At 60.6% G+C, this 25,650-nt stretch carries 21 protein-coding genes; 10 read left to right on the top strand and 11 right to left on the bottom strand.

From position 1 onward, the window contains the following. Positions 1–107: 107 nt before the first annotated feature. The 3 genes from rssC to AB4N53_RS10695 all read right to left on the bottom strand — a co-directional run bounded on the left by rssC (position 108) and on the right by AB4N53_RS10695 (position 2,804). On the bottom strand, positions 108–590 hold the full coding sequence (rssC, locus tag AB4N53_RS10685; protein ID WP_003226553.1) for an anti-sigma factor antagonist RssC: 483 nt from the start codon (positions 588–590) through the stop codon (positions 108–110). Then, positions 587–1,771 carry a two-component system response regulator RssB gene (gene rssB / locus AB4N53_RS10690; protein WP_460120380.1) on the bottom strand — a complete coding sequence of 395 codons (1,185 nt, stop codon included), beginning with the start codon at positions 1,769–1,771 and terminating at the stop codon, positions 587–589. Before rssB ends, rssC begins: the two co-directional genes overlap by 4 nt. A gap of 343 nt (positions 1,772–2,114) precedes the next feature. Then, a complete protein-coding gene (locus AB4N53_RS10695) occupies positions 2,115–2,804 on the bottom strand; it encodes an MlaA family lipoprotein (RefSeq protein WP_122508321.1) in 690 nt (229 codons plus the stop codon). Positions 2,805–3,002: 198 nt separating this feature from the next. Here AB4N53_RS10695 and AB4N53_RS10700 point away from each other — a divergent pair, with 198 nt between their 5' ends. Both AB4N53_RS10700 and AB4N53_RS10705 read left to right on the top strand, forming a co-directional pair. After that, positions 3,003–3,623, top strand: coding sequence for an HAD family phosphatase (locus tag AB4N53_RS10700; protein ID WP_460120382.1), 621 nt, complete (start codon positions 3,003–3,005; stop codon positions 3,621–3,623). A 108-nt stretch (positions 3,624–3,731) separates the two neighbouring features. Beyond that, positions 3,732–3,995: a DUF4404 family protein gene (locus tag AB4N53_RS10705; RefSeq protein ID WP_460120384.1), complete on the top strand. Its 264-nt coding sequence runs from the start codon at positions 3,732–3,734 to the stop codon at positions 3,993–3,995. 187 nt (positions 3,996–4,182) lie between these two features. Here AB4N53_RS10705 and queF read toward each other — a convergent pair whose 3' ends face one another. Then, on the bottom strand, positions 4,183–5,013 hold the full coding sequence (gene queF / locus AB4N53_RS10710) for an NADPH-dependent 7-cyano-7-deazaguanine reductase QueF (RefSeq protein ID WP_460120386.1): 831 nt from the start codon (positions 5,011–5,013) through the stop codon (positions 4,183–4,185). Positions 5,014–5,074: 61 nt separating this feature from the next. Beyond that, the gene (gene copI, locus AB4N53_RS10715; protein WP_460120388.1) at positions 5,075–5,608 is read right to left on the bottom strand and encodes a copper-resistant cuproprotein CopI; all 534 of its coding nucleotides are present in this window, start codon (positions 5,606–5,608) and stop codon (positions 5,075–5,077) included. A 166-nt stretch (positions 5,609–5,774) separates the two neighbouring features. Between copI and AB4N53_RS10720 the strand changes: the two genes are divergently transcribed. Next, complete coding sequence (locus AB4N53_RS10720; protein WP_460120390.1) at positions 5,775–6,455, top strand: heavy metal response regulator transcription factor; 681 nt, start codon at positions 5,775–5,777, stop codon at positions 6,453–6,455. After that, positions 6,455–7,804 carry a heavy metal sensor histidine kinase gene (locus tag AB4N53_RS10725; RefSeq protein WP_460120393.1) on the top strand — a complete coding sequence of 450 codons (1,350 nt, stop codon included), beginning with the start codon at positions 6,455–6,457 and terminating at the stop codon, positions 7,802–7,804. The genes AB4N53_RS10720 and AB4N53_RS10725 overlap by 1 nt, the downstream gene beginning before the upstream one ends. A 297-nt stretch (positions 7,805–8,101) precedes the next feature. On the opposite strand, the gene AB4N53_RS10730 is transcribed toward AB4N53_RS10725, so the two are convergent. From AB4N53_RS10730 to AB4N53_RS10740, 3 genes are all read right to left on the bottom strand, one after another. After that, positions 8,102–9,346 carry a lipoprotein-releasing ABC transporter permease subunit gene (locus AB4N53_RS10730; RefSeq protein WP_125918340.1) on the bottom strand — a complete coding sequence of 415 codons (1,245 nt, stop codon included), beginning with the start codon at positions 9,344–9,346 and terminating at the stop codon, positions 8,102–8,104. A 63-nt stretch (positions 9,347–9,409) separates the two neighbouring features. After that, positions 9,410–10,108: a lipoprotein-releasing ABC transporter ATP-binding protein LolD gene (gene lolD / locus AB4N53_RS10735; RefSeq protein ID WP_024013628.1), complete on the bottom strand. Its 699-nt coding sequence runs from the start codon at positions 10,106–10,108 to the stop codon at positions 9,410–9,412. Then, positions 10,101–11,351 (bottom strand): lipoprotein-releasing ABC transporter permease subunit, encoded by a 1,251-nt coding sequence (locus tag AB4N53_RS10740; RefSeq protein ID WP_041477329.1) that lies wholly within the window; start codon positions 11,349–11,351, stop codon positions 10,101–10,103. Before AB4N53_RS10740 ends, lolD begins: the two co-directional genes overlap by 8 nt. 94 nt (positions 11,352–11,445) lie before the next feature. On the opposite strand from AB4N53_RS10740, the gene AB4N53_RS10745 reads away from it, so the two are divergent. Further along, the gene (locus AB4N53_RS10745; protein WP_350570859.1) at positions 11,446–12,027 is read left to right on the top strand and encodes a PilZ domain-containing protein; all 582 of its coding nucleotides are present in this window, start codon (positions 11,446–11,448) and stop codon (positions 12,025–12,027) included. A 15-nt stretch (positions 12,028–12,042) separates the two neighbouring features. Beyond that, the gene (locus AB4N53_RS10750) at positions 12,043–12,765 is read left to right on the top strand and encodes a glycerophosphodiester phosphodiesterase (protein ID WP_460120398.1); all 723 of its coding nucleotides are present in this window, start codon (positions 12,043–12,045) and stop codon (positions 12,763–12,765) included. Positions 12,766–12,807: 42 nt separating this feature from the next. Here AB4N53_RS10750 and sthA read toward each other — a convergent pair whose 3' ends face one another. Both sthA and AB4N53_RS10760 read right to left on the bottom strand, forming a co-directional pair. Further along, a complete protein-coding gene (sthA, locus tag AB4N53_RS10755; protein WP_039760770.1) occupies positions 12,808–14,202 on the bottom strand; it encodes a Si-specific NAD(P)(+) transhydrogenase in 1,395 nt (464 codons plus the stop codon). A gap of 201 nt (positions 14,203–14,403) precedes the next feature. After that, positions 14,404–15,450, bottom strand: coding sequence for an FAD:protein FMN transferase (locus AB4N53_RS10760; RefSeq protein WP_460120400.1), 1,047 nt, complete (start codon positions 15,448–15,450; stop codon positions 14,404–14,406). 75 nt (positions 15,451–15,525) lie between these two features. Between AB4N53_RS10760 and tcuC the strand changes: the two genes are divergently transcribed. Further along, a complete protein-coding gene (gene tcuC / locus AB4N53_RS10765; RefSeq protein ID WP_041477332.1) occupies positions 15,526–16,824 on the top strand; it encodes an MFS transporter in 1,299 nt (432 codons plus the stop codon). Between the two features lie 172 nt (positions 16,825–16,996). On the opposite strand, the gene AB4N53_RS10770 is transcribed toward tcuC, so the two are convergent. Further along, positions 16,997–18,460: a glyceraldehyde-3-phosphate dehydrogenase gene (locus AB4N53_RS10770; protein WP_016775482.1), complete on the bottom strand. Its 1,464-nt coding sequence runs from the start codon at positions 18,458–18,460 to the stop codon at positions 16,997–16,999. 354 nt (positions 18,461–18,814) lie between these two features. Here AB4N53_RS10770 and mfd point away from each other — a divergent pair, with 354 nt between their 5' ends. From mfd to AB4N53_RS10785, 3 genes are read left to right on the top strand one after another with little or no spacing between them, the layout of a single operon-like run. Beyond that, positions 18,815–22,264: a transcription-repair coupling factor gene (mfd, locus tag AB4N53_RS10775; protein WP_024013632.1), complete on the top strand. Its 3,450-nt coding sequence runs from the start codon at positions 18,815–18,817 to the stop codon at positions 22,262–22,264. A gap of 10 nt (positions 22,265–22,274) precedes the next feature. Then, complete coding sequence (locus AB4N53_RS10780) at positions 22,275–22,856, top strand: CsiV family protein (protein WP_460120404.1); 582 nt, start codon at positions 22,275–22,277, stop codon at positions 22,854–22,856. Positions 22,857–22,867: 11 nt separating this feature from the next. Then, positions 22,868–25,558, top strand: a complete 2,691-nt coding sequence (locus AB4N53_RS10785) for an SNF2-related protein (protein ID WP_460120406.1) — start codon at positions 22,868–22,870, stop codon at positions 25,556–25,558. Positions 25,559–25,650 lie beyond the last annotated feature (92 nt).

Below are 25,650 nucleotides of genomic sequence, written 5' to 3' on the forward strand. Positions count from 1 at the left end.
AGGGCGAACCTGTGAGGGTTCGCCCTTTTTTATGGTAACTGCTGATCAAAATGTGGGAGCGAGCCTGCTCGCGAAGAGGCCGGCCCATGCATCCTCAATTCACTGGATCAATGCCGCTCCAGCGCATTCACCAAATCATGAAACGCTTCCCGATTGGAATCGTTCAGGCCCATGAGAATCTTGTGCGCTTCCAGCACCTTGATTCGCACCACTTCTTCCGACTGATCCTGATCCGGCAGGTCGTCCAGGCACTCCGGGCAAGGCACCGGATGGTTGACGATGTTGAACACCTGCTCAAAGCCCATCGACTGTAACAGCCGGGTGATGTCTTCGTGGGTGGTGACAACTGTCGGCAACAGGCCGACCTTCTGCCGCGACAGGATCGACAGTTTGGCCAAAAGGCCCAACGTCGTGCTGTCGATGCTGCGGGTTTCGGTCAAATCGATCACGATCGCGTTGAAATTCAGCGCGGTGAAGATTTTCTCAATAGTCGCATCCAACGCCGAACACAGGGTCAGGCGAACTTCACCGACGAACTTCAGGACGAAGGTGCCGTCCTGCTCGGCGAACTGGATTCTACCGGTACTCATTGAAGATTCCTGCTCAACACCAACAGGGCGATATCATCCGGCATCTCCCCTAGCGTGGCCAAACCAAACACTTGCCGCAGACCATCCAGGCTGCCGCCCGCTGACTTCACCCGTTCGGGCAAAGCAGCCTCTTTTTCTTTGAGCGTTGCTTCCGGCAAAAGGTCCAGAATGCCATCAGACATCAGCGTCAGGCTGAACGTCGGCGGCAGCTCAAGCACGTGGTCTTCGTAAGTGGCTTCATTGAAAAGCCCCACCGGCAGACCACGGCCTTCGAGATAACGAACACTGTCAGGCGTGTACAACACAGGCAAAGGCAGATGGCCGCCGATGCTATAGGTCAACAAACCGGTCTCCTCGTCGATGACTCCACCGACCATTGTGACGTGTTTACCCAGCTTACAACTGATCAGCCCCCGGTTGATATGACCGAGCACTTCCGAAGGCTTGAACTCCGGCAAGGTACCGCTGCGTTTCGATTCGAAGAGCAAACGCGTGGTCATGAACTTCAACAGCACGGTGACGAAGGCTGATGACGCGCCATGCCCGGAAACATCCGCCAGATAAAACGCGACCCGGCGCTCGTCGACACGGAAATAGTCGACAAAATCACCCGACAAATACAACGACGGGATGATCTGGTGGGCAAAGTGGAATTCGTCGATGCTCCACGGGCTTTCCGGCAACATGTTCATCTGCACCTGGCGACCGGCGTTCTGGTCTTCCTGGAGCAGGTTCAGGCTGGCTTCGAGCTCGCGGTTGGCCTTTTCCAGCTTCTCGCTGTAACGCTGGTTTTCCAGCAGCAGCCGCGCACGATCCAGGGCCCGGCGCACGGAGTGCTCGAGCACAGCCAGATCTTCGAGAGGCTTGATCAGGTAATCCGCCGCGCCCAGGCGCAGGGCCTCGACCGCGTCGTTCATCACCCCGGCACCCGAGACCACGATCACCGGCGTCTCCGGTGAGCGCTCGGTGACCTGACGGATCAGTTCGAGACCGCCCATCTGCGGCATGCGCAGATCGCAGATGACCAGATCGGGCTCGTCTTGCTCGAATACCTGAAGACCCTGTTGACCGTTGCCGGCCTGCAGGACGCTGAAACCACTGTCTTCCAGATAGGCCGCGAGGCTCGCGCGCACTACCTCGTCATCATCGATTATCAGCAGCGTGGCACTGGTTTTTGGCATGTGGGCAAACGGCGCCAGAATTAGGTTGGCGTAGTGAGCGGGGCAACGGCCCTGCGCAGACTACTGGATTCGCTTTCTAGCCTCTCTGTTGCAGCGCTTTCAAGCATTCGCCTGGCGCGCGGTTTTAAACAGAGGTGCCCTTCTAAGGCGCAGACGGTACTCCCATCCGCAGAGCGTTTCAAGCATGCGCCGATTGTCGCTTGACGACTTTGTTTGTCAAATCACCGGGAGTTATAAGAACCGCTCTAAACGTAACCCGATGGAAGGTAGCGACGGTCGCTGGCGATGCTCTGCCGCGCACAAAAAAGGCGACCGAGGGTCGCCTTTTTGGAATCGGTCGAAATCAGAAATCGTCTTCGACCTGACCGTCTTTCACCTTGAACTCGCGGTTCTGCAGGTAAGCATTGCGGATGAAGGTGTATTTGTCACCGCTGATCAGCTTCTCGCTCGACAGCAGGCTGGCGCGGGTGTCGACGATGTTCAGGCCGAAGATCGAGTTACGCGTCGGCACGTGGTCGATGTAGCGGTATGGGCCGGTGAAGCTGTCGACGTATTTCGACGGTGCGTCACGCAGGGTGCTCGGCCCCATCAGCGGCAGCATCACGTACGGGCCGCTGCCCACACCCCAGTAACCGAGGGTCTGACCGAAGTCTTCGTCGCTGCGGTTCAAGCCCATCTTGGTGCCGACGTCGAAGAAGCCGAGCAGACCGAAGGTGGTGTTGAAAATCAGTCGGGCGGTATCAACGCCCGCCGCAGCCGGTTTGGCCTGGAGGATGTTGTTCGCCAGGTTGGTGACGTCACCGACGTTGCGGAACATGTTGTGAATGCCGTCTTCAACGAACTGCGGAGTGATGAACTCATAACCCTGCGCCAATGGCTTCAGCGCGTAGGTATCAACGAAGTCGTTGAACTGGAAAATCGGCCGGTTGACGCTTTCCCAAGGGTCTTCTTCGGTGGCCGCCTGAGTGGCGAACGGCGCCAGCAACAGGCTGGCACAAACACTTAGCTGAGTGAGCGAAGGGCTCCAGCGCATAGAAAAACTCCTTGGATTTGATACTGGCGCGGACGCTCGGCCCGTGCATTGAGGCCGCTAGTATAAGCGTAAACGGCGATTTGGGCAGTGCGCCGCAGCAAGGATATGCAGGAAGTTTCCTACGCCGACTTTCACCGGCCTGTCATGCAACTGTCACCCGCGCGCCCTAGCCTTGAGCGTTATTTCAGGGACGTTGCCATGACTCACGCCGAAACCTTGCCCGTCGCCGCGCCCAGTCTGACTGCCGTATTGTTCGGCCTGAGCGGTTGCCTGGTGGATTTCGGTGCCCGCGCTGCGCAACAGCTCGACGCCCGTCCAGAACACGCCGAATTCACCCCCGGCGCCCTCGATAGCCTGAAGAGTTTGCAGCGCCAGCGGATTCCCTGTGCGTGGCTCGACGAATTGCCCCCTGCCCTGACTCTGTCATTGGCCGCCTCGCTGCCGGACTGGGTGAAGCCTACGCAACATTCAGCAACAATGAATCCATGGCCAGCACCCAATGCGTGCTGGCAAGCCTTGATGGATCTGAACATCGATCGACTCGATGGCTGCGTACTGGTCAGCGGTGAGCCGCGCCTGCTGCAGGCTGGCCTGAATGCCGGGTTGTGGACGATTGGTCTGGCCTCCTGTGGCTCGCTGTGCGGCCTGAGCCCGAGCGAGTGGCAATCGCTCTCGCAAAAGGAACGCGAACAGTTGCGCGGCAAGGCAACCGTGCAGTTATTTGGCTTGGGCGTGCATTCGGTGATCGATCATCTCGGCGAACTGGACGCCTGCCTCACCGACATCAGCTTGCGCCGCGCCAAAGGTGAAAAGCCCTGATCGGCGTCATGCAGGTTTACCGAGAGTGGATTAATCTAAAGGTCAGCCATAGACCTTTGGCGCGTGGCTGCGGTCAATGCCAGTGCCTATTGATAAAAGGAAACCACCATGCCCGCCCAAGAACTGCAAAAACAGCTCGATACCCTGCGCGAGCAGTTGGAACACAATCCACCGCTGTCGGAAGTCGAACGTGAAGATCTGCATGCGCTGATGGCGCAGATCGAATCGGAAATCCAGTTGGAAACTGCCACCCAGGACGCAAGCATCGCCGACGGCGTGAACCTGGCGGTCGAGCGCTTCGAAGTCGAACACCCGGCGATCGCCGGCACCCTGCGCAATATCATGAATACGCTGGGCAGCATGGGCATCTGACGCCCCGCCGCACAAAAAAGCCCTGCCAGCGATGGCAGGGCTTTTTCATTTGCAAAATGTGCATGCAAGCCCTTGTGGGAGCGAGCCTGCTCGCGAAGGCGTCGTGTCAGTCGACATCATCGTTGAATGAAACACCGCATTCGCGTGCAGGCTCGCTCCCACAAGGGATATCGCACATTCCGGTTCTTTATTGACGTACGAGCCGATGATTCGGCAGCTGTACGCTTTCGGTACTGCGATACGGGTTGATATCCAGCCCGCCGCGCCGAACATATCGCGCAAATACGGTGAGCTTCTCCGGTTTCAACAACCGCTGCAGATCGAGAAAAATCCGCTCCACGCATTGCTCATGGAAATCCGAGTGCTGGCGGAAGCTGACGATGTATTCCAGCAGGCTGGCGTGATCCAGCGCGGCGCCGCGATACTCCACTACAACGCTGCCCCAGTCCGGCTGACTGGTCACCGGGCAGTTGGATTTGAGCAGATGGCTGTGCACGCTCTCCTCGACCACGCGCGAATCATCGCAACGCAGCAGCTCCGGACGCGGATGCTCATAATTGCTCACGCTGATATCCAGATCGTCGATGCACACGCCCGGCAACGCCACAACGCCTTCAGCTTCGACGTCTTTCAGACTGCGCACCCGCACGCCCACCGGTTTGCCGGCAGCGGCGGACAGATCCTTGACCAGCGTCGCTTCCAATGTGCTGACGTCGGCGAACGGCGTCTGATTCAGCGAGTTCAGGTATAGCTTGAACGACTTCGATTCGATGATGTTCGGCGAGTCTGCCGGGATGCTGAATTCAGCGATCGCCACCACCGGTTTGCCCGAGGGCAGCAGCCACGACAGCTCGAAGCAGTTCCAGAAATCCACGCCTTTATACGGCAGGGTTTCGGCGGTCAGGCCCAGCTCGGCCCATTTCGCGGTGCGCGGAATCGGGAACAGCAGGGAGGGCGTGTAAGTGGCGATGTATTCGCTGGATTTGCCCAGCGGCGAATGTTCGGCTGCGGGATGCATGGCGGAAACCTGACTGAAGAATCAGCGGATTCTACCAGCCTTTGCCCGCGCCTTTGAGTGCTTACTGACTGACTGTCAGTTTGCCGACCATGCCGGCCTGATAATGCCCGGGGATATTGCAGGCAAACTCGAGCGCCGTGGCCTTGCTGAAGGTCCAGGTCAGCTCGGCGGTTTTGCCCGGTTCGACCAGCACGCTGTTGGGGTCGTCATGCTGCATGCCATGGCCCATCGCCGCGTGATCCATGCCCGCCATGTCGTGGGACATTTCTTTTATGCCGGTAGGCGTAAGCATGCCGCTTTGCTGCATCTGCAACATTTCCTGTTGGTGACTGGCATGCATCGCCGCATCACCGAGGTTGAATTCGTGCAGCAACTGGCCTTTATTCACCAGCACAAAGCGAACCGTCTCACCGGCCTTGACCTGTAGGGCTTTCGGGTCGAAGTTCATGTCGCCCATGACGATTTCGATACTGCGCGTGGCCTGGCTCGCCGCTGCCGGCTGGCCGAAGGCGTAGGTGTGCGCCGGGGTCGCCCAGGCCGGCGAACTCAATGCCAGCAGACAGACTGCTATTTTCAGGGAGGTGCGCAAAAACATGGTCGTACTCCAACAAGAGAAGGTTCAGCCTGTGGGAAACTTTAACCACCCAGGGCTGGCATCGACCTGACAGGCAGATTACAACTTTGTCAGCTTGATGCTTATCGCCGGATCTCACGGTATAACGCCCTCGCCCTTCTACATACCAACCCCGCCCGAGTCGCCCATGAAACTGTTGATCGTTGAAGACCAAGCGAAAACCGGCCAATACCTTCGCCAGGGGCTGACAGAGGCCGGGTTCAATACCGAGCTGGTGGCTGACGGCATCAGCGGCCAGCAATTGGCCTTGAGCGGCGAGTACGCGCTGTTGATCCTCGATGTGATGCTGCCCGGGCGCAGTGGCTGGCAGATTCTGCAAGCGGTGCGCAGCGCCGGCCTCGAGACGCCGGTACTTTTTCTTACTGCCAAAGACGCCGTGGAGGACAGGGTTCACGGCCTCGAACTGGGCGCAGACGACTATCTGGTCAAGCCGTTCGCCTTCTCCGAATTGCTCGCCCGAGTGCGCAGCCTGTTGCGGCGCGGCAGCGCGATCGCCCAGGAAACCAGCTTGCAACTGGCCGATCTGCGCCTGGATCTGATCCGCCGCCGGGTCGAACGCAGCGGCCAGCGCATTGACCTGACCGCCAAGGAGTTCGCCCTGCTGGAAATGCTCCTGCGCCGTCAGGGTGAAGTCCTGCCCAAATCGCTGATCGCCTCGCAGGTTTGGGACATGAATTTCGACAGCGACACCAACGTCATCGAAGTGGCGATCCGCCGCCTGCGCCTGAAGATCGACGATGACTTCCCCAACAAGTTGATCCACACCGTGCGCGGCATGGGTTACGTGCTCGAAGAGCGTGCGCTTTGATGCGTCGTTTGTCCTTGAGCACGCGCCTGGCGCTGTTGTTTGCCGCCTGCACTGCGGTGGTCTCGCTGTTCGCCGGGGTGCTGTTCGACCGCGCCAGCGAGGCGCACTTCATCGAACTTGACCAGCAACAACTGGAGACGAAACTGATCGGCCTGCGCCGCGCCTTGCAGGATCTCCAACCTGCCCAGCGCGAGGCGCGGCTGGCCGATGAACTCAGCCGTCAGGCGGATCTGTCGTTGCGCATCACCAGTGGCGACGGGCAACACTGGTATGACAGCTCGGTGCAGATTCCGAAGAATCTGCCGCTGCAAACCGGCCTGTCGACGATCAGCCATGACGGCACTGATTACCGCGTGCTCCGCGCCCCGCTCTACCCGGACGCAGCGGATTCGCCGCAACTGACGCTGCTGCTGGACATCACCCATCACCAGCATTTCCTTGCGCGCATGCAGCATCTGATCTGGCTGACCGTCGGCCTGTCAGCGCTGGCCACCGCCCTGCTCGGGGCCTGGGCCGCGCGCAGTGGTCTGCGCTCGTTGCGCCGCATGAGCGCCGTGGCCCGTGGGATTTCCGCGCAATCGCTTAATGCCCGACTGCCTGAGGAGAAGATGCCGCCAGAGCTTGCGGAAATGGCCTACAGCTTCAACGCCATGCTCGCACGCCTCGACGATTCGTTTCAGCGCCTCTCGGCATTCTCCGCCGACATCGCCCATGAGCTGCGCACGCCACTGTCGAATCTGCTGACCCACACCCAGGTCACCCTCACCCGCCCACGGGCACTGGAGGATTACCGCGAAGCGCTGCACAGCAACCTCGAAGAACTGCAGTGGATGGCGCAACTGGTCAACGACATGCTCTACCTGGCCAAGGCTGACCACGGCTTGCTGATGCCCAAGCGCGAACCGCTGGAGCTGGCGGATGAGGCCGACATGCTGCTGGAGTTTTTTGCGCCATTGGCGGAAGACGCTGGCGTTCGCCTTAGCCGTGAGGGGGCGGCGCGTATAGAAGGTGATCGCGGCATGTTGCGCCGGGCCTTGTCGAATCTGCTGGATAACGCGCTGCGGTTTACCCCGGCCGAGGGTTATGTGCGCTTGAGCATCGTCGACGAGGCGAAAGCCGTGCGCGTCTGCGTCGAGAACAGTGGCGAGGGAATTTCAGCGCAATTACTGCCACGTCTGTTTGACCGCTTCTATCGGGCGGATCCGGCGCGGCAGGAAGGCAGCAGTGAGCATGCGGGGTTGGGTCTGGCGATCACCCAGTCGATCGTGCGGGCGCATGGCGGGACGATTCATTGCGAATCGGGGGCGGGAGTTACTCGGTTTGTGATTGAGTTACCGAAGCAGAATTGAGGCCAGCAGGTCCGGCCCCTGCGCGAGCAGGCTCGCTCCCACAGTTGGAATGCACTCCCCTGTGACATCAAGCCTGCTCTCTGTTGAGGAAGCGCTCCCCTGTGATATCAAGCCTGCTCTCTGCAGAGGAAGCGCCCCCCTTTGACATCAAGCCTGCTCTCTGAAGAGGAAGCGCTCCCCTGTGACATCAAGCCTGCTCTCTGAAGAGGAAGCGCTCTCCTGTGACATCAAGCCTGCTCTCTGCAGAGGAGGCGCTCCCCTGTGGGAGCGAGCCTGCTCGCGAAGGCGGTCTAAAGGTTACGAATATCTCAACGCATGCGCCGGCTCGATCTTCGCCGCCCGCCACGCCGGATACACCGTCGCCAAAAAGCTCAGAATGAACCCCGCCGAGCAGATCAACAGCACATCCCCACCCTGCAGTTCCGAGGGCAGATTGCTGACGAAATACACGTCCGAACTGAAGATATGCTGGCCGGTCACACGCTCGACCCAGCCGACCAGCTCACTGACGTTGAGCGCGGCAATCACGCCCAGCACACCGCCAATGATCGTGCCGACAATACCGATCACCGTGCCCTGGACCATGAAGATCGCCATGATCTGCCGGGGCGTAGCGCCAATGGTGCGCAGGATCGCGATGTCGGCGCCCTTGTCGTTCACCACCATGATCAGCGTCGCGATGATGTTGAACGCCGCCACCGCGACGATCATCAGCAACAGCAGGCCGATCATGGTTTTTTCCATTTTCATCGCGCTGAACAGGCTGCCCTGGGTGTGGGTCCAGTCGTCAGCCTTGAACTCGGCGCCAAGGCCGCTGGCGATGTCCGCAGACACTTTCGGCGCCGCGTACAGATCCTTGACCGCCAGGCGCACGCTCTGCACCTGATTCGGCTGCCAGTGCTGCATGGTCGCAGCATCGGCGACGTGGATCAGGCCCATCGAGCCGTCCAGCTCGGCGCCGACCTTGAACACGCCCACCACATTCAGGCGCTGCATGCGCGGAGTGATCCCGCCCGGCGCGGTGCTGACTTCCGGAACGATCAGGGTGATCTTGTCGCCGACATTGAGGCGGAAACGCCGTGCGGTGATCTCACCGATCACCACACCGAATTCGCCCGGCTTCAAGGCATCGAGCCGCCCTTGGACGATGTGCTGGGCAACGATGGACACCTTGCCTTCCTGGGCCGGATCAACGCCGCTGATCTGAATCGGCTGCATCGAACCCTTGTAGGACAGCATGCCTTCCATCTCGGTGAACGGCACGGCGGCCGTCACTTCGGGATTTTTCATCGCAGCGGCGGCCACTGGCTGCCAATCGTCGATCGGCTTGACGCCGACGATGGTGGCGTGAGGGACCATGCCGAGGATGCGCGAGCTCATCTCGCGCTGGAAGCCATTCATCACCGACAGCACCACGATCATCGCCAGCACGCCGAGGGCGAGGCCGATCATCGAGGTCATCGAAATGAACGAAACAAAGCGATTGCGGCGCTTGGCGCGGGTATAGCGCGTGCCGATAAAGATCGATAACGGTCTGAACATTCGCTGGGGCACCGTATAGAAATAAAAGACCCGGCGCCGTTACGGGCGCCGGGTTTCAGCCAGTCAGATGGGAGTGAGGCAACCTTCCTGCAATTGCAGGACGCGGTCCATCTGGCGAGCCAGGTTCATGTCGTGCGTCACCACCAGGAACGCCGTGCGCATCGAAGTGCTCAGCTCCAGCATCAGATCCTGAATGCCTTCGGCGGTGTGCAGGTCGAGGTTGCCGGTTGGCTCATCGAGCATCACCAGCCCCGGGTTGTTGACCAGGGCGCGGGCGATGGCCACGCGCTGACGTTCACCACCGGACAGCTCGGCCGGTTTGTGTTCCAGACGATGGCCCAGCCCGACGCGCTCCAGCAATGCCGTGGCACGCTGACGCGCCTCCGGGATGGCGGTCTTGCCGATCAACAGCGGCATGCAGACGTTTTCCAGCGCGGTGAATTCCGGCAGCAGGTGGTGAAACTGATAAACGAAACCAAGCGCGCGATTGCGCAGCAGGCCACGCTTTTTCTCGCTTAATGCCGACAGCTCTTCGCCGTCGAGCCAGACACTGCCTTTGCTCGGCGTATCGAGACCGCCGAGCAGGTTGAGCAAGGTACTCTTGCCGGAACCGGATTTACCCACGATCGCCACACGCTCGCCAGGGTGCAACTCCAGTTGCAGGCCGGCCAGCACTTGTACCGACTCCGGACCCTCCTCGTAGGATTTGCCCAGGTTACGGCAGCTCAGAATTGCTTGTTCACTCATGCCCGACTCACTCATAACGTAACGCCTCCGCCGGCTGGGTGCGCGCGGCACGCCAGGCGGGATACAGGGTGGCGAGGAAACTCAGGACCAACGCAGCGGCGCAGACCATGACGACGTCCTGGCTCTGTACCTGCGAAGGAAGATAATCAATGAAATACACGTCAGCATTAAGGAACTTGTGGCCGATCAGCCCTTCAAGCGCCGAAATGGCCGCACTGACATTCAGTGCCGCGAGGATCCCGACTACCGCGCCAATGGCCGTGCCGACCACGCCGATCACCGTGCCCTGCACCATGAACGTGCGCATGATCGTGCCCGGTGTCGCGCCGAGGGTGCGCAGAATGGCGATGTCACCCTTCTTGTCGTTGACCACCATCACCAGCGTGGAAATGATGTTGAACGCAGCGACGGCGACGATCAGCAGCAACAGCAAGCCGATCATGGCTTTTTCCATGCGGATCGCCTGATACAGGTTGCCGTGGGTGCGGGTCCAGTCGCGGGCGTAGTAACGATCCTCGCCGAGCTGCTGGGCGATGTTCCACGCCTCGCGCGGGGCCTGGAACAGGTCGTCGAACTTCAGCCGCAGGCCCTGCACCTGATCGGCTTTCCAGCGGTGCATTTTCGCCAGATCCTGCAGATTGGTCACGCCGAGGTAGCCGTCGAGCTCACCGGCGCCGACATGGAAAATCCCGACCACGGTGAAGCGCTTCATGCGCGGGAACATCCCGGCCGGGGTCACGCTGACCTCCGGCGCGACGAAGGTGACCTTGTCACCGATGCCGACGCCGAGCTTGGTCGCCGCCTTGTCGCCGATGACGATGCCGAAGCTGCCCGGTGTCAGGTCGTCGAGTTTGCCCTGCTTCATGAAGTTGTCGATGATCGACACATTGCGCTCCAGCGCAGGATCAATGGCATTGAGCAGCACCTTGGAAACCTGACCGTTGTTGGTCAGCAGGCCCTGCATCTGGGTGAACGGCGCCACCGCCGTCACCTGCCGGTTCTGCCTGACCTTGTCGGCCAGGCTTTGCCAGTCGTTGATAGGCTCACCGGTCTCAAGGGTGGCGTGGGGCACCATGCCCAGCACGCGGGTGCGCATCTCATGGTCGAAGCCGTTCATCACCGACAGCACAACGATCATCACGACCACGCCAAGGGCGAGCCCGATCATCGAAGTCAGGGAAATGAATGACACAAAATGATTGCGACGCTTTGCACGGGTATAACGCGTGCCGATAAATACGAAGAGAGGTCTGAACATGTCGGGGCTTGTTCGGAGGGAAAAGGAACGTCCTTGTGGCGGGGGTCGAAAACCAGCTTTACACTCAGACCACCGCCGCTACCATGGGTTCGCCATGTCGACATTAGATGAAGAAGATCGCCGCGAATACTACCGTATCGAGGACACGATCGCACTGGAAATTCGGCCCCTGTCCGCTCCCGAAGCCGCAGGCCAGGAAGTGTTGCAGGATGCTTCCCCGCTCTTCAACCTGCTCAGCGAACTGCACCTGAGCGAATTCGAGTCGCAGCACCTGTTGCGGCAGATCAGCGAGCGCGACCGCGCCATCGCGGCCTTCCTCAAATCGCAGAACAAACGCATCGACCTGCTCAGCCAGGTGATCGCCCTGACCGTGCTCGGCCAAATCGGCGAGCCGCAGCCGGTGATTATCTCCGAGGGTGGGATCGACTTTCAGTACCCGACCCCGATTGCCACTGGCGCACACCTGTCGGTGAAGCTGGTGCTGATGCCGCAGGCGCTGGGCCTGCTGCTGCGCGCCCGGGTCACCCATTGCGACCCCAAGGGCGATGGCTATGACGTCGGCACCGAGTTCGAGCGTCCGACCGATGCCCAGCGCCAATTGCTCGCTCGCTACATTTTGCAGAAGCAGGCTCAGGAACGCCGTCTGGCCCGCGAACAGAACGAATCCGGCATTTAACTTTAAGGAAGCACCGTGACCCTCATCTACGGCCACCGCGGCGCCAAGGGCGAAGCACCGGAAAACACCCTGCGCAGCTTTCAGGAATGCCTCAAACACGGCGTGCGCCGCTGCGAACTGGATCTGCACCTGTCCAAGGACGGCGAGCTGATGGTCATTCATGACCCGACCCTCAAGCGCACCACCGAGCGTCGCGGCAAGGTCGTCGAGCACACCGCCGCCCAACTGGTCACCTACGACGCGCGCAAGGGCGGCCCGGGCTGGATCAAGCCGTGCCCGATTCCGACACTGGAAGAGTTGTTCGAGCAATGTGATTTCGAGCACTGGCAGTTGGAAGTCAAAAGCGCATCACGCACCCGCGCGGCGACTACCGTGCTGGCGATTCGAGAAATGGCTCAGCGCCACGGCCTGCTCGACAAAGTGACGATCACCTCGAGTTCGCGGGAAGTCTTGAAGGCAGCGCTGGATCTGGTACCGGACGTATCCCGTGGCCTGGTGGCCGAATACGCCTGGCTCGATCCGTTGAAGGTGGCGGCGAGCTACGGCTGCGAGATTCTCGCCTTGAACTGGACGCTGTGTACGCCGGAACGCCTGCAGAAGGCGCAGCGTCAGGGCCTGCATGTGTCGGTGTGGACCGTCAACGAGCCTGCACTGATGCGCAGACTCGCCGACTTCGGCGTTGACAGCCTGATTACAGACTTTCCCGGTTTGGCCACTGCCACCCTTGAGAATTGCTGAAATCGGTCTCCCCGGCCGGCTCAGGCCACCGGCCGGAGCCCGTCAAAAAAGCCGGTTGAGGCCGTCGTACGCCGCTACCCGATAGGCTTCGGCCATGGTCGGGTAGTTGAACGTGGTGTTGACGAAATACTTCAGGGTGTTCAGCTCGCCCGGCTGGTTCATGATCGCCTGACCGATGTGAACGATCTCCGACGCCTGATAACCGAAGCAGTGCACGCCGAGCACTTCCAGCGTTTCGCGATGGAAGAGGATCTTCAGCATGCCCTGCGGCTCGCCGGCAATCTGCGCCCGCGCCATGCTCTTGAAGAAGGCCTTGCCGACTTCGTACGGCACTTTCGCCTGGGTCAGCTCCTGCTCGTTCTTGCCGATCGAGCTGATCTCCGGAATGGTGTAGATGCCGGTCGGTACGTCATTGACGAAGCGCCAGCTGCCATTGTCGACGATGCTGCCAGCGGCCGAACGACCCTGGTCGTGGGCGGCACTGGCCAGGCTTGGCCAGCCGATCACGTCACCGGCGCCGTAGATGTTCTCTATGCAGGTGCGGTAGTTCTGGTCGACTTCGATCTGGCCACGGCTGTTGACCTTGACCCCGATGTTTTCCAGACCCAGCGTGTCAGTGTTGCCGGTACGGCCGTTGCACCAGAGCAAGGCGTCGGCCTTGATCTTCTTGCCGGATTTAAGGTGCAGGATCACGCCGTTGTCCACGCCTTCGACGCGGTCGTACTCTTCGTTGTGACGCACGGTGATGTTGTTGTTGCTGAAGTGGTAGCTCAACGCCTGGGAAATTTCCGAGTCGAGGAAGCTCAGCAACTGGCCACGGTTGTCGACCAGCTCGACCAGCACACCCAGACCACTGAAAATCGATGCGTATTCGCAGCCGATCACACCTGCGCCGTAAACGATCAGTTTGCGCGGGGTGTGACCGAGGCTGAGGATGGTGTCGCTATCGTAGATGCGCGGGTGGTGGAAATCGATGTCCGCCGGGCGATACGGACGCGAACCGGTAGCAATGATGATGTGCTTGGCCACCAGCTTCTCGACCACGCCGTTGCCGCAGACCACTTCGATGGTTTGCTCGTCGGCGAAGCTGCCAGTACCGAAGAACACGTCGACGCGGTTACGGGCGTAGTAGCCGGTGCGCGAGGCGACTTGTTTGGAAATGACTTTTTCGGCGCTTTTCAACACGTCCGGGAAGGAGAACCAGCGTGGCTCGCCGATCGCGCGGAACATCGGGTTGGTGTTGAACTGCATGATCTGCCGCACCGAGTGACGCAGTGCCTTGGACGGGATGGTGCCGAGGTGGGTGCAGTTGCCGCCGACCTGGCGACGGCTGTCGACCATCGCGACCTTGCGCCCCGCTTTGGCGGCGTTCATTGCCGCGCCTTCTCCCGCCGGGCCGGAACCCAGTACCACCACGTCGTAGTTGTAGACAGCCATGCGTACTCCTCAGAACAGGCCGCGGTGCCAGCAGCACCGGCGGCTAAATCACGCCGAACGGCGGCGCGAAGGAACAATTGGGGGCCAGTGAAGAACCCGGACACAGTCTATAGAAGCGTCAACGCCGCGCACATTAACCCTTGGTCGCGTCGTAGGCTACTTTTGCCTGCACTACAACGCCAGCTTTCGTCTTGTCCTCAGTCAGTTTTTTTCACCGACAAGCTGCGCAAATGCCGGACTGCTGCGGGTGACGAAACCTGTATCGGCACGCAAGACAAAGAATGCAGCAATGTCATGCTTTTGGGCATAGTCCCGCGCCCTTTCCGGCCCCAGAATCAGCAACAGCGTCGATAGTCCATCGGCCATCAACGCTGAAGGATGAATCACCGTGACTGACGCCAGGTCGTGTAGGACCGGTCGCCCGCTGCGTACATCGAAGGTGTGGGAATAACGCCGACCGTCCTGCAGAAAATAGTGGCGGTAGTCGCCGGAGGTGGATACGCCATAGCCGTCGACACCAATAATCCGCTCGGCCACTTGCTGGTCATCGCGAGGCTCTTCGAGAGCGATGCGCCACGCGGAACCATCCGGCTTCTTGCCCCGGGCTTTGAGTTCGCCAGTGGCTTCGACCAGATAATTGTCGATGCCCATGTCCTGCAATCTGGCGGCGATGGTATCCACGGCGTAACCGGCGGCAATGCTGTTGAAGTCGACTTCGACGGCGGCGTCCTTGCACAACTGCTCGCCGTCGATGCGCAGGTGCTGATGACCGACCCGCTGCATGACCTCGGCCAGAGCGGCCGCATCCGGGACCTTTTCTTCGCGTCCTTGCGGGCCAAACCCCCAGAGGTCCAGCAGCGGCTCTACGGTCAGGTCGTAGGAGCCTTCGCTTTGCGTTGAAAGCTGTTCGCCGATGCGGACCAATTCGAGCACCGCTGCCGGCATGGCTTGGCAGCTATCGGCGGGCAACGCGTTGAAACGTTCGATGGCGGAGTCACTGCGGTAAGTCGACAGCTGTTGATCAACTTCGCCGAGGATGGTCTCCACTTCACCGCGCACTCGTGCAGGATCGGCGACCCCGGCATGGCGTACGTACTTGACCGACCAGGTGCTGCCCATGGTCGAGCCGCCGACCTGTTCCAGGGCATCGCCGTTGCCGCAGCCGCCGATCGCCACCGCCAACACCACAGGCCCCCACCAGCGTCCAGTTAACAATTCTTCATCTCCCCGCAAAACCACGGCGGCCATTATGAACTACAAGCGCCCGCTCGCTTCCCCATGGCTGCAACGCCTTTATACAAAATTGAACAGTGAGTACCTCCCATGTCCTCCACCACGGGCAAAGGCAAAGCGATCTTTCGCGTTGTCAGCGGCAACTTCCTCGAAATGTTCGACTTCATGGTCTACGGCTTCTATGCCACGGCCATCGCCAAAACCTTCTTCCCCACCGACAGCGCCTTCGCTTCGCTGATGCTGTCGCTGGCGACCTTCGGCGCCGGCTTCCTGATGCGCCCGCTCGGGGCAATTTTCCTCGGTGCCTATATCGACCGTCACGGACGGCGCAAAGGCTTGATCATCACCTTGGCGATGATGGCTGCGGGTACGGTGCTGATTGCCTGCGTGCCCGGCTACGCGACGCTCGGTGTAGCAGCACCGCTACTGGTGTTGTTCGGCCGCCTGCTGCAAGGCTTCTCGGCGGGCGTGGAACTGGGCGGCGTGTCGGTGTATCTGGCGGAAATTTCAACGCCCGGCCGCAAAGGGTTCTTTGTCAGTTGGCAGTCGGCCAGCCAACAGGCTGCGGTAGTCTTCGCTGGCTTGCTCGGCGTCGGTCTCAACCATTGGCTGAGTCCGGAGCAAATGGGCGAATGGGGCTGGCGCGTACCGTTTCTGATTGGCTGCATGATCGTGCCGGTGATTTTTTTCATCCGTCGCTCGCTGGAAGAAACTCCGGAATTCCAGGCGCGGACCCACCGCCCTACCCTCGGCGAGATCGTCCGCTCGATCGGTCAGAACTTCGGCATCGTCATTGCCGGCATGGCGCTGGTGGTGATGACCACGGTGTCGTTCTACCTGATCACCGCATACACGCCGACGTTCGGCAAGGCTGAGCTGCATCTGTCGGACCTCGACGCCTTGCTGGTGACGGTGTGCATCGGCTTGTCGAATTTCTTCTGGCTGCCCGTGATGGGCGCGGTATCCGACAAGATCGGGAGAAAACCCTTACTACTGGCGGCAACGATTCTGGCGATTTTAACGGCTTATCCGGCGCTGTCGTGGCTGGTGGCGAACCCGAGCTTCAGCCATTTGCTGATTGTCGAACTATGGCTGTCCTTCCTCTATGGCTCGTACAACGGCGCGATGGTGGTGGCGCTGACCGAGATCATGCCGGTGGAAGTGCGCACGACCGGTTTCTCTCTGGCCTACAGCCTGGCGACAGCGACGTTCGGCGGCTTTACGCCGGCGGCGTGTACCTATCTGATTCATGTGCTGGACAACAAGGCTGCACCGGGCATTTGGCTCAGCGGCGCGGCGGTGTTGGGATTGATTGCAACACTGGTGCTGTTCCGTGGCAACCGGCATGAGTTGCGCACGGCGCAGGCTTCGGTAGCCAGCGGCGCCTGACAGAATGCTTTCGCGAGCAGGCTCGCTCCCACAGAAGATTGTGAACGACACTGATCCAGTGTGGGAGCGAGCCTGCTCGCGAAGAGGCCGGCAAGGACACCGAAAATCCAACAGGCCCATAAACAAAAACGCCCCGACAAAATGCCGGGGCGTTTTCATTCAAGCCTGAAGCTTAGCGCGGGAACGCTGGCGGATTCACATCAGCCATGTCTTCCATCACGCGAACCACCTGGCAGCTGTAGCCGAACTCGTTGTCGTACCAAACGTACAGAACGACGCGGTTATCCTGCACGATGGTCGCTTCAGCGTCGACCACACCAGCGTGACGCGAGCCAACGAAGTCGGTCGACACCACTTCCTGCGAATTAACGAAGTCGATCTGCTTGTGCAGTTCGGAATGCAGCGCCATGTAGCGCAGGTACTCGTTCATCTCTTCGCGGGTGGCGGCTTTCTCAAGGTTGAGGTTGAGAATGGCCATCGACACGTTTGGCGTCGGAACGCGGATCGCGTTACCGGTCAGCTTGCCGGCCAGCTCAGGCAGAGCCTTGGCAGCAGCGGTAGCGGCGCCGGTCTCGGTGATCACCATGTTCAGCGCGGCGCTGCGGCCACGGCGATCGCCCTTGTGGAAGTTGTCGATCAGGTTCTGGTCGTTGGTGTACGAGTGAACGGTTTCGACGTGACCGTTGATGATGCCGAACTTGTCGTTGACCGCTTTGAGCACCGGCACGATGGCGTTGGTGGTGCAGGAAGCTGCCGAGACGATCTTGTCGTCAGCGGTGATTTCACCGTGGTTGATGCCGTGAACGATGTTCTTCAGCTTGCCCTTACCAGGCGCGGTCAGAACAACGCGGTCGATGCCTGGGCAGGCCAGGTGCTGACCCAGGCCATCGGCGTCACGCCATACACCGGTGTTGTCCACCAGCAGCGCGTCTTTGATGCCGTACTGGGTGTAATCCACCTCGGTCGGGTTCTTCGCGTAGATCACCTGGATCAGGTTACCGTTGGCGGTGATGGTGTTGTTTTCTTCGTCGATGGTAATGGTGCCGTTGAACGAACCGTGTACCGAATCGCGGCGCAGCAGGCTGGCGCGTTTGGTCAGGTCGTTCTCGGCGCCTTTGCGCACGACGATGGCACGCAGACGCAGGCCGTCGCCACCACCGGTTTTCTCGATCAGGATGCGCGCCAGCAGACGGCCGATACGACCGAAGCCATAAAGAACAACGTCGGTGCCTTTGCGGGCCGAGGCGTTCTGCTGGCCAACCACGTCAGCCATCTCTTCACGCACGAACTGCTCGGCGCTGCGGCCGTTGCCTTCATTGCGGAATTTGAACGCCAGCTTGCCCAGATCCACCGACGCCGCGCCGAGCTTGAGCTCGCTCATGGCCTTGAGCAGTGGGAATGTTTCGTGGACGGAGAGTTCGCTGTCGTCGGAAGAACGGTGGCGAGCAAAGCGGTGAGCTTTGAGAATCGCGATGACAGACTGGTTGATCAGGCTGCGGCCATAGATCGAGCTAACCACGTTGTTATTGCGGTAGAGCTGACCGATAAGCGGGATCATCGCTTCTGCGAGTGCTTCACGGTCGATCCATTCACCAAGACACTGGTCGGGCTTCTGAGTCACGGTAACCTTCCACATGTAGGGGCAGAAAAAAGGGGCTACATTATGCCGCCGAGAAGCCCTTTCAGCAATGCGCGCTTGTCGCGCAACCGGTAACAAAATTCCGTTCAAAAAATTTACGCCTTTCTCCAGCCCAGTAAAACCGGGGCTTTCAGCGCAGTCAATTTTTCGACGACTGTTAGACGATGTCTGTAACCCTCCGTAACACCACCCGGTTTCGGCACTACATAACCCTGAAAAAAGTGCTCGTTTTTATGGTTACCACTACATTTCGTCCAAACCGTGAAGATAGACGCAGTCTGCAACTGACAGGCGGCACCCTAGGCCGCTACAATTACCGACTTTGTCGCAACGCCTGGAGCTCAACCTTCCGTGCCTGTTCTGCGTCTACCGCTACTCCCTGCCGAGGCAGGTAAACAGCACTGGGGCAATCTGCCCGGTGCCGCCCTCAGCCTGGCGATTGCCGAGGCTGCCAGCGCTGCCAAGCGCTTTACCCTGCTGCTGACCGCCGACAGCCAAAGCGCCGAACGGCTGGAACAGGAGCTGAGTTTCTTCGCCCCGGATTTGCCCGTGCTGCATTTCCCCGACTGGGAAACCCTGCCCTACGACCTGTTCTCGCCGCATCAGGACATCATCTCCCAGCGCATCGCCAGCCTCTATCGCCTGCCGGAACTGGCCCACGGCGTGCTGGTGGTACCAATCACCACCGCCCTGCATCGCCTGGCGCCGACCAAATTCCTCCTCGGCAGCAGCCTGGTGCTGGATATCGGCCAGAAACTCGACGTCGAACAGATGCGCGCACGGCTCGAAGCCAGCGGCTATCGCTATGTCGACACGGTTTACGAACACGGCGAGTTCACCGTACGCGGCGCGTTGATCGACCTGTTCCCGATGGGCAGCAAGCTGCCGTATCGCATCGACCTGTTCGATGACGAGATCGAAACCCTGCGCACCTTCGATCCGGAAACCCAGCGTTCGATCGACAAGGTCGAGTCGGTCAAGCTGCTGCCGGCCCGCGAGTTCCCGCTGCAGAAAGACGCAGTGACCCGCTTCAAGGCGCGCTTCCGTGAACGCTTCGACGTCGATTTTCGCCGTTGCCCGATCTTTCAGGATTTGAGCAGCGGTATCACTCCGGCCGGCATCGAGTACTACCTGCCACTGTTCTTCGACGAAACCTCGACGCTGTTCGATTACCTGCCCCAGGACACCCAGGTGTTCTCGCTGCCGGGCATCGAGCAGGCGGCGGAAAACTTCTGGAACGACGTGCGCAATCGTTACGAAGAACGCCGCGTCGATCCATCGCGTCCTTTATTACCACCGGCCGAACTGTTCCTGCCGGTGGAAGACTGCTTCGCGCGCCTGAAGAACTGGCCACGGGTCGTTGCCAGTCAACAGGACGTTGAATCCGGCGTCGGCCGTGAACGCTTCCCGGCACATGCGCTGCCGGATCTGGCCATCGAAGCCAAGGCCACGCAACCGCTGGCGGCGCTGGCCGGCTTCCTCGAAGAGTTCCCTGGGCGCGTGCTGTTCACCGCCGAATCGGCGGGCCGTCGCGAAGTCCTGCTGGAACTGTTGGAACGCCTGAAGCTGCGGCCGAAAACCGTCGACAGCTGGCCGGATTTCGTCGCCAGCAAGGATCGTCTGGCGATCACCATTGCCCCGCTCGACGAAGGTCTGCTGCTTGACGACCCGGCGCTGGCGCTGGTGGCGGAAAGTCCGCTGTTCGGCCAACGAGTCATGCAACGTCGTCGTCGCGAGAAGCGCAGCGACGTCAGCAACGATGCGGTAATCAAGAACCTCACCGAGCTGCGCGAGGGCGCGCCGGTGGTGCATATCGACCACGGGGTCGGGCGCTATCTGGGCCTGACGATTCTGGAAATCGATAATCAGGCCGCCGAATTCCTCACCCTCGAATACGCCGAGAACGCCAAGCTCTACGTGCCGGTGGCCAACCTGCACCTGATCGCGCGCTATACCGGCAGCGACGACTCGCTCGCGCCGCTGCACCGCCTCGGCTCGGAAACCTGGCAGAAAGCCAAGCGCAAAGCCGCCGAGCAGGTGCGTGACGTCGCCGCCGAATTGCTCGATATTTATGCCCGTCGCGCCGCCCGTGAAGGCTATGCCTTCGCCGACCCGAAGGCCGATTACGCCACCTTCAGCGCCGGTTTCCCGTTCGAAGAAACGCCGGATCAGCAAGCGACCATCGAGGCCGTGCGCGAAGACATGCTCGCGCCGAAACCGATGGATCGCCTGGTCTGCGGCGACGTTGGCTTCGGCAAGACCGAAGTGGCCATGCGCGCCGCGTTCATCGCCGTGCACGGCGGTCGTCAGGTGGCGATTCTGGTGCCGACCACCCTGCTCGCCCAGCAGCACTACAACAGTTTCCGCGACCGCTTCGCCGACTGGCCGGTGACGGTGGAAGTGATGAGTCGCTTCAAGTCGGCCAAGGAAGTCAACGCGGCGATCGCCGATCTGGCGGAAGGCAAGATCGACATTGTCATCGGCACGCACAAGCTGCTGTCCGACGATGTGAAGATCAAAAACCTCGGGCTGGTGATCATCGATGAAGAACACCGTTTTGGCGTACGCCAGAAAGAACAGCTCAAGGCCCTGCGCAGCGAGGTCGACATCCTGACCCTGACCGCGACGCCGATTCCGCGCACGCTGAACATGGCAGTGTCGGGCATGCGCGACCTGTCGATCATCGCCACGCCGCCGGCGCGACGCCTGTCGGTGCGCACTTTCGTCATGGAGCAGAACAAGAGCACGGTCAAAGAGGCCCTGCTGCGTGAACTGCTGCGCGGCGGTCAGGTTTACTACCTGCACAACGATGTGAAGACCATCGAAAAGTGCGCCGCCGACCTCGCCGAACTGGTGCCGGAAGCGCGCATCGGTATCGGCCACGGGCAGATGCGCGAACGTGAACTCGAACAGGTGATGAGCGACTTCTACCACAAGCGCTTCAACGTACTGATCGCCTCGACCATCATCGAGACCGGCATCGACGTGCCGAGCGCCAACACCATCATCATCGAACGCGCCGACAAGTTCGGCCTGGCGCAGCTGCACCAATTGCGTGGCCGCGTCGGCCGCAGTCACCACCAGGCTTACGCCTACCTGCTGACGCCGCCGCGCCAGCAGATCACCTCGGACGCGGAAAAGCGTCTGGAGGCAATCGCCAATACCCAGGACCTCGGCGCAGGTTTTGTGCTGGCCACCAACGACCTGGAAATCCGTGGCGCTGGCGAACTGCTCGGCGACGGTCAGAGCGGGCAGATTCAGGCCGTCGGCTTCACCCTGTACATGGAAATGCTCGAGCGCGCGGTGAAGTCGATCCGCAAGGGCGAGCAGCCAAACCTCGATCAACCGCTGGGCGGCGGCCCGGAAGTCAACCTGCGGGTGCCGGCGCTGATTCCGGAAGATTATCTGCCGGATGTGCATGCTCGGCTGATTCTGTATAAACGCATCGCCTCGGCCACCGACGAGGAAGGCCTCAAGGATCTGCAGGTCGAGATGATCGACCGTTTCGGCCTGTTGCCGGAGCCGACCAAGAACCTGGTGCGGATCACCGCATTGAAACTGCAAGCGGAAAAGCTCGGCATCAAGAAGGTCGACGGCGGGCCGCAAGGCGGACGTATCGAATTCGAGGCGCAGACGCCGGTTGACCCGATGACCCTGATCAAGCTGATCCAGACGCAGCCCAAGCGCTACAAGTTCGAAGGCGCGACGATGTTCAAATTCCAGGTGCCGATGGAGCGTCCGGAAGAACGTTTCAATACTGTCGAGGCGCTGTTTGAGCGTCTCATCCCGAAATCTGCTTGAAGGACGCCCAATGCGCCTGTTCCGCTCTCTGACTTTGTTGCTCACCCCGCTCTTGATGACAGTGGCAGCACCAGTGGCGTTTGCCGATGACACCTATCAGGTCGAAATGATTCTGGTGCGCCAGAATGCCGTGCCAGCAATCGTCAGCCGCGCCGCCCCGGAAGACTGGGCGGCGGGCGCCCAGCGTTTGGGCAACGACAGTCAGCGCACCCCAGCGCTGAATGATGTAGTGAGCAAACTCACCGCCAGCGGCGAGTACACCGTGCTGATGCACAAAGCCTGGCAGCAGAGCCTCGGCGAAGCGCCGGCGAGAGTCGCGGTCAGTGAAGGTCAGGAGCAGTTCGGCCAGTTCCCGATCGAGGGCACGCTGGAAATGAAACTCGGCCGCTTCACCGACGTAACCGCCGACTTCTGGGTCAATCAGATCGATGCCAATGGTCTGGTCACCGCCAGCGAGCGCCTGCGCCAGGACAGCCACACCAAGAACGGCCAGCTCAACTACCTCGACAACGGCCACCTGGCCCTGCTGATCAAGATCACTTCCCTCACCGCACCAGCGCCGCGTGAAGCGCCTGAAGTCGTGCCGGACTGACCGAAGTCCTTATGCCGCCGCCCCTGAGCAAACCGCTGGCCCCGTCGTGGGTCAGCCGATTCAAAGAACAGAGCCTGGAGCGCGGCCGCCGCTACGCTTTGGAGAATCGGGTGCGCATCGCCCAGGTCGGCGATGCGACCATCACCGCCAGTTGCGAAGGTTCTGGCGGTAGCGTTTACCGGCAGACCATCCATCTGCGCGAGTCGGCCAAAGCCACCCTGCTGCTGGTCGACGCCACTTGCACCTGCCCGGTGCGCAGCAACTGCAAACACTGCGCGGCGGTGCTGCTGAAAATCCAGGAAACCCTCGACTACCCCGCCGCCGCGAAAGATGCCGAGCTGCTGGAAAAGCTCCAGGCCGTGCTGGAAAACCGCAGCCCGAAAGCGCCACCGCAAGTGCTGGTGGACAATGTGCAGCCGGTGCCGCGCCTGTGGCTGGCGAGCGTCGAGTTCAGCGCCTTCGAGCCGCGCAACGGCAAGATGCAGCGCTACATTCAGCATCGCGCGGCGCTGTCGTTCAGCTATCTGGACGAATACGTCAGCGGGCAAAAAAACAGCGATATCCTGATCCGTCAGGAAGCCCAGACCCTGCGGATAAAACGTCACCCGGATGTCGAACAGTCGTACCGCGAACAGTTACGTATCCTCGGTTTCCGCATCGCCACCCGGCAGAGCAAAGCGCTGCCGGAAAGCGCCGGCGAACTGTATGAAATGGTCAACGACAGCGCCTGGCTGACCTTCACTCTGAATGACTTGCCGAAGTTGCGCAGCCAAGGCTGGGAGTTGCAGATCGATGAGGAATTCGGCTTCGACCTGACCGCCGTCGACGATTGGTACGCCACGGTCGAACAGGCGCCGGAGCGCGACTGGTTCGATCTGGAGCTGGGCATCATCGTCAACGGCGAACGCCTCAGCCTGCTGCCGATCCTGCTCAATCTGATGCGCTCGCACACCGAGATCCTCAACCCGGAACGCCTCGCCCGCCGTCGCGATGACGAACTGATTCTGGTGAACATTCCGCAACGCACCAGCGAGCACGGGCCGCTGCAAGTGGCGCTGCCGCTCGGCCGCTTGAAGCCGGTATTGATGACGCTGGGCGAGTTCTATTTGCAGGAGCCGGGCGAAACAACGCTGCGCCTGAGCAAGGCTGACGCGACCAGGCTCAATTCACTGGAAGGCCTGCCGCTGTTGTGGGAAGGCGGCGAGCAGATCCGCACCTTCGCCCAGCGCCTGCGCGACATCCGCGATTTCAGCGCCGAAGCGCCGCAAGGTTTGAACGCGACGCTGCGCCCATATCAGCTCGAAGGCTTGAGCTGGATGCAATCGCTGCGGCAATTGGAAGTCGGCGGGATTCTTGCGGATGACATGGGCCTGGGCAAAACCCTACAGACCCTGGCGCATATTCTCAGCGAGAAGAACGCCGGACGCCTTGATCGTCCGTGCATGGTAGTGATGCCGACCAGCCTGATTCCGAACTGGCTCGATGAGGCGGCACACTTCACCCCGCAGCTGAAAGTGCTCGCACTGTATGGCGCCACGCGCAAAAAGCACTTCGACCATCTGGCCGACTTCGATCTGATCCTCACCACCTACGCCCTGCTGCCCAAGGACGTTGAGCGCCTGGCCAAACAGCCGCTGCACGTGCTGGTGCTGGACGAAGCCCAATACATCAAGAACCCCAATAGCAAAGCCGCCCAGGCCGCGCGCGAGCTGAATGCGCGCCAGCGCCTGTGCCTTAGCGGCACGCCACTGGAAAACCACTTGGGCGAGCTGTGGTCGCTGTTCCATTTCCTGCTGCCCGGCTGGCTCGGCGACGTGAAAAGCTTCAATGCCGACTACCGCGTGCCGATCGAAAAGCGCGGCAGTGAAGTCAGATTGCAACACCTCAACGGTCGGATAAAACCGTTTCTGCTGCGCCGCACCAAAGAGCAGGTCGCCACTGAGCTGCCGCCGAAAACCGAAATCATTCACTGGGTCGAACTCAACGAAGCGCAGCGCGACGTGTACGAAACCATGCGCCTGGCGATGGACAAGAAGGTCCGCGACGAGATCACCCGCAAAGGCGTGGCGCGCAGCCAGATCATCATTCTCGAAGCGCTGCTCAAGCTGCGCCAGGTCTGCTGCGATCTGCGCCTGGTCAACGACGCCACCCTGCCCGCGCGCGGCAGCACTTCGGGCAAGCTCGACAGCCTGATGGAAATGCTTGAGGAATTGTTCGAGGAAGGCCGGCGGATTCTGCTGTTCTCGCAATTCACTTCGATGCTGTCATTGATTGAAGAGGAACTGAAAAAACGCAAGATCGCTTACGCCCTCCTCACCGGCCAGACCCGCGATCGACGCACACCGGTGAAGGAATTCCAGAGCGGCACGCGTCAGATTTTTCTGATCAGCCTGAAGGCCGGCGGTGTCGGCTTGAACCTGACCGAAGCCGATACGGTGATTCACTACGACCCATGGTGGAACCCGGCGACCGAGAATCAGGCCACCGACCGCGCGTACCGGATCGGTCAGGAAAAACCGGTGTTCGTCTACAAGATGATTGCCCGGGGCACGGTGGAAGAGAAAATTCAGCACCTGCAAAAGGAAAAGTCCGACCTGGCGGCGGGCGTGCTCGATGGGCGCAAGGCCGGGGACTGGAAGTTGCAGAGCGATGATATTGAAGCGCTGTTTGCGCCGTTGCCGGACAAGAGCGATAAGCGCTGAAATCGGCGTCGCTGGTTAGATAGCTTTCGCGAGCAGGCTCGCTCCCACACGATCCAGATTCACTGAAGATCAAATGTGGGAGCGAGCCTGCT

Source organism: Pseudomonas sp. H3_E04, from assembly GCF_054668915.1.